We start from the raw sequence: 5139 nt of genomic DNA on the forward strand, positions 1-5139 counted from the left end.
ACGACCCGAGGAATCAGGAGGCCAACGACACGTCGCGTGACACGCCGATCCACAGGTCTTGACAATTACTCTCATCATCCGGAAGGCCGACCCCAGGGGTGACTCCGTGGAAGCTCACGCGACCGTCACCAAGCCGTTCGGACTCACTATGAGGTCCAACTACCCAGGCAGTGTTCCCGAACCCTTTGAGGGTGCGGTCCCGCTCATCTATGCCAACAAGGTCGGTTACAGCCGGCCAGACCAGATCCAGCGGAACCACCAGTGGATCGACCGGTGGAAGGTTCTGTTGCCGAGGACGGGCGACGGCCACGGTCGGGAAGAGGCATACGTGCTCGGCGAGCCGATCGCGCTTGCCCCAGGGTCTGCCTGTACCCAGACCTACTTCATCGCGGGCATGTTCGACTCCAAGGAAGAGACAGAGAACTACGCGTACTACCTTGCGACCAAGTTCGTCAGGTTCCTCGTCCTGCAGCGAAAGGTCACTCAGGACCTGACCCCAGAACGCTTCCGGTTCGTGCCCATGCTGGACATGACTCGGCGGTGGACCGACGAGGACCTCTACGAGCATTTCGGTCTTACCGAGGACGCGCGCGCTCACATCGAGAAGACCATCAAACCCCGCTCGGTGAACCTCTCACTCGACTCCCCAATCCCCGCCAGCCACCTCCCCGGCGGCGCCAAGTACCGCCCGGGGAAGGTCGCTGAGGAGGACGACGAGGAGTGACGAACCGGATATACGCCTACACCGTCGTCGGCAAGGACGACGTGCCTTGGTCCCGCCACGTCGGCAGCACGCTGACCGAGGGGACCGGATTGATCAAGGTCGGGCAGACCACGAAGTCGACGGCGAGAGCGCGGATCAAGCAGCAGCTTGGCACCGCCTACCCGCACCTGGAAGGTGTCTCGATCCTGCTGGACGAGGCGGCAACACGTGCGGACGGTGAAGAGTTCACCGACCACGAGGTGCACGCCGCACTCGTCTCACATGGAATCAAGCGAGACCAGGAGTGGTTCGAGACAACCCTCGAGGAGGTGCGCGCGGCGATCGCGTCGGTGCGGACCGGCGTCGATCTGGCCGATCAGCGCACCGAGACCTTCGAAATGCGCCCCGAGCAGAAGGCCGCGGTCGAGGTCACGGCCAACTACTTCCGGACGCGTGCCGGGGACAGCGGCAGCTCCAAGTTCCTGTGGAACGCCAAGATGCGTTTCGGCAAGACGTTCACGGCCTACCAACTCGCCCGGCAGATGGGCTGGCGGCGCGTCCTGGTGCTGACGTACAAACCTGCGGTGAAGACCGCCTGGCGCGACGACCTGCTTGCCCACGTCGACTTCGCTGGCTGGAAGTTTGTCGACCGAGACACCGAACCCGACGAGCGTGACGAGCTGACCGACGGGTCCGCGCCCCTGGTGTGGTTCGCTTCCTTCCAGGACCTGTCCGGCCGCACCGAAGACGGGCTGATCAAGCCTCGCAACGAGAACCTGGGGCTCATCGACTGGGACTGCGTCATCTTGGACGAGTACCACTTCGGCGCTTGGCGCGACGGTGCCCGGGAGATGTACGACCCGACCGACCTCAAGGCCGCCGACGAGGAGGAGCCGGACGAGAGGGTCACCAGCGAGGACCTCGGCCTGGACACGAAACACATCCTCTACCTTTCCGGGACGCCTTTCCGGGCCATCACCAACGGGGAGTTCAACGAGGACCAGATCTTCAACTGGACCTACGTCGACGAGCAGCGCGAGAAGGCGATCTGGGACGAGTCCCGCGGCCAGAACCCCTACCGGGAACTCCCCGGGATGCAGATGTACTCCTACGAGCTCAGCCGCGAGGCCGAGGCCTACGCCGAGGACGGCGAGTTCAACGGCTTCTCCCTCACCGAGTACTTCCGCGCCAATAAGGTCGAGGGGGCCACTAGGGGCGCGACGCCGGGGACCTACGTCTTCGAGCACCCCGACCAGGTCGGCGAGTTCCTCGAGATGCTGCGCGGCAAGCTCTCGAACCAGATGAAGTCGATGATCGTCGGCGGTCAGAAGGCCCCGTTCCCTTACGAGCACGCCGGCTTCAAGGAGATGATCCGGCACTCCGTCTGGTACATGGCCGACGTCGCAGCGTGCTTCGCCATGCGCGACGCGCTCAAAGCCCACCCGTACTTCTCCGGATTCGAGATCGTCGTCGCGGCGGGTCCGGGCGCAGGCATGGGTGCCGACGCCAAACCGCCCGTCGAGGCGGCCATCGGCGTGGCAGACAGGGAGCACCGGTCCGGCTCAATCACACTGTCCTGCGGCAAGCTGATGACCGGCGTCACCGTGCGCGAGTGGGGCGCCATCCTCATGCTTCGCTCCCTCAAGTCGCCGGAGAGCTACTTCCAGGCGGCGTTCCGGGTCCAGTCACCCTGGGCATATAGGGACGGCGAGGGCGAGCTGCACGTGCTCAAGGACACCTGCTACGTCTTCGAGTTCGACCCCAATCGCGCGCTCGGCCTGGTCGCCGAGTACGGCACCCGCCTGGCCACCACGGGCGAGCTGACACCGGCCGAGGCGATCGGACAGCTCTTGAACTACCTACCCATCTACGGCTTCGCCGGCGGGTCCATGACGCAGCTAGATGCCACCGCGGTCCTGGACTGGGCCACCGCCGGGATCGGTGCCTCGGCACTGGCTCGGCGGTGGAACTCCCCCCTTCTCGTAGAGGTCAACGAGCACACCCTGACGGCCCTGCTTGAACGCCCAGACCTCGTTGAAGCCCTCGCCCAGATCGAAGACCTCCGCACGCTGGCCGACACCGCACAGCAGGTCGTGACATCAACGAAGATGCTCAAGAAGGTTAAGCGCGAGCAGGCCGGGAAGCTCGACCCAGGGCAGCGTAAAGAACAGACGGAGACAGCGAAGCGTCGCAAGGAGATCCGGAAGAAGCTCCAGAAGTTCATCACCAAGATCCCGGTCTTCATGTATGTCACCGACTTCCGGGAAGAAGCGCTCAAGCACGTCATTGAGTCCCTTGACAGCGACCTCTTCGAGCGGACCACCGGCCTGACTGTGGCCGACTTCCACCAGCTTGCCGACATCGGCCTGTTCAGCGCGGCCCACATGAACGACGCCATCTACCAATTCCGACGCTTCGAGATCACCAGCCTGGAGTACGCCCTCGACGACGACGAGCGGGCCGTCCTGGAGGGCAGGCCGGTCCAGGTCTACGCTGAGGACCCGGTTGAGAGTCATTGACGCACGCTCATACCCATGGGCCGCCCGTCACACGGTGCGTGATCCTGACCAATGGCGTCCCTCCCTAGCCGTTCTTCGCTGCCCCTAACTGCAGCAGCAGACCACACCGAGGACCCCGGGACCCCCACACTGGCAACCTGCCCGGGGGGGCCACGCGAGGACGCGGCGGGCCAACCCTCGGCCCGCCGCGTCTAATCGCACCGTCTTACACCAAACCCGCTGCCCTGCTGCGCCAGCTCGAAGTGCGTCGGAACCTAGATCCCATCAGCATCCTTGACCCAGGGGGCCGGCACAGCCAGCAGCACCTAACGGGCACCGTCCAGCACGACCGCGCCTCCCGGTCCCTTTGGCCCCCTCCCCCCGGGCCGGGCCTGCCCCCATCACCGCACCACCCAAGGAGCAGACGATGCAGGCCGTCGACGTGGTCAACCGGGACATAGTCGCCGTCGCCCGCGCCACCGCCGAAGCGGACCGGCTCGCCCTACTGCGGGCAAGCACTGCTGGCCAACCGGCTGCAGCCGCTATGCGGCCGGATCAAGCGCCTGGCCCAGGTCAACCCCGACGAGTCCGCCGCCCTCGCTGAGCACCTTGACGTGCCGCCCACCGTTGCCCGAGGTGCTGGCCGATGTGGAGAACACCGCTCAGCGCCTGCTGGCCGCGTTGCAGGCACCAGAGGACCGTCACCAGACTTTCAGCTGCTCCCCGTAGAGCGCCGGCAGCCGCGCCAGGTCTGCCGAGACCAACGCCGGATCCTGCCGCGCCACGTCACGCAGCTCGTGAGCACGACGCCGCGCCCCTCGAGGATCACCCAGCGGTGACGCGCTCAACTCCCGCCGCGCAGCCCACTCCCGCCGGTTCTCCGCATGCGACGAGGCCACCACGTGCTCAGGGTGGACCGCTGACACAGCTGGTTGCCGCAACGGTGACCGAGCACCCGCACCCGGTCTAGCACCTGCGCCCCGTGCACAAGCCCGAAGGCGAACCGGTGCGAGATGATGACGCGCCCCGGCGCGAAGTAGAACCGCCCGTGACCGCGCCCACTGATCGCGCCCGTCCACCACCAGCACTCCGAACCGTCGACGCTCACGACCTTCTTCCGCCAGCGGTTCACCGTGCCCAGGTCGCCCAGCGCCGCCGACAGCGCCGCCAGGGCCGACCTCCGACAACCGCCGCGCACTCACCCCGGCATGCTCTCAGCTGGCCCCGTCGAGGCCGGCGCAGCCTCGCGCGAGTCCTCGCCCTGCTCCTCATCACCGGCAGCGTCGCCCTGCTCCTCGCCCTGGTCCCCATCACCCCCAGCGGCGCCCTCGTCTTCGTCAACGACGCCCCGGATGAGCCGGTAGACCTCCCGTCCCGTCAGCGTGCCATCCCCGCACCAGACCAACGCCTCCTGCGTGCTCAGCCCCTCCTCCTCGATCAACGACCGCAGCGCCCGCCCTGCTCGCTGCTCGCAGTCGCTGACTACCGCGTCCCGCTCAGCCAGCGCTACGGCCACCGCCTCGCCCCATTTCGCCAGCCGCCGCTCCCGCTTCGCCTGCTCCTGGACCACCTTCGCCCGAGCCTCCCGAGCACGGGCCCGCGCCAGCTGCCTCACCGTCTGCTTCTGCATCACAGTGCACCTTTCCTAGATCTACAAAGAACCTCCGGACGCCACCTAATGCGGACCACCACCGCCCAGGGACTCACGCCCGACCAATCACCCTCAGACCATCAGCGCCGAGTCCGACCCCCACTTGACACCGACACCGGGCCCGACCGAAACCGACCCTGAGCATGATCGAGAACGACGCTGAGCCTGACCGAAACCGCACCGCTCATGTCCCACACACCTCTGGCATTCCCGGATGAAGCGAGCATTATCGCGTCAGAAGTCACACCCGCCGGGTGGTCTGCGGATTAGTAGGGACTCCGACGTCC

General features: G+C 66.3%; 3 protein-coding genes. 2 read left to right on the forward strand and 1 reads right to left on the reverse strand.

The features are described 5' to 3' along the window. The first annotated feature begins 106 nt into the window (after window positions 1–106). Together D4B81_RS17410 and D4B81_RS17415 are read left to right on the forward strand one after the other, a co-directional pair. Window positions 107–724: a hypothetical protein gene (locus D4B81_RS17410; RefSeq protein WP_202613756.1), complete on the forward strand. Its 618-nt coding sequence runs from the start codon at window positions 107–109 to the stop codon at window positions 722–724. Window positions 725–813: 89 nt separating this feature from the next. Beyond that, window positions 814–3222 carry a GIY-YIG nuclease family protein gene (locus D4B81_RS17415; RefSeq protein WP_202613757.1) on the forward strand — a complete coding sequence of 803 codons (2409 nt, stop codon included), beginning with the start codon at window positions 814–816 and terminating at the stop codon, window positions 3220–3222. Between the two features lie 1177 nt (window positions 3223–4399). Here D4B81_RS17415 and D4B81_RS17425 read toward each other — a convergent pair. Further along, on the reverse strand, window positions 4400–4831 hold the full coding sequence (locus D4B81_RS17425) for a hypothetical protein (RefSeq protein WP_122263939.1): 432 nt from the start codon (window positions 4829–4831) through the stop codon (window positions 4400–4402). Window positions 4832–5139 lie beyond the last annotated feature (308 nt).

It is taken from the genome of Ornithinimicrobium cerasi (genome assembly GCF_003702705.1).
Lineage (GTDB): Bacteria > Actinomycetota > Actinomycetes > Actinomycetales > Dermatophilaceae > Ornithinicoccus > Ornithinicoccus cerasi.

Bases quoted from the DNA above. Each gene is read 5' to 3' on its own strand.
- D4B81_RS17425 (WP_122263939.1), bottom strand. From the start codon at position 4,831: ATGCAGAAGCAGACGGTGAGGCAGCTGGCGCGGGCCCGTGCTCGGGAG.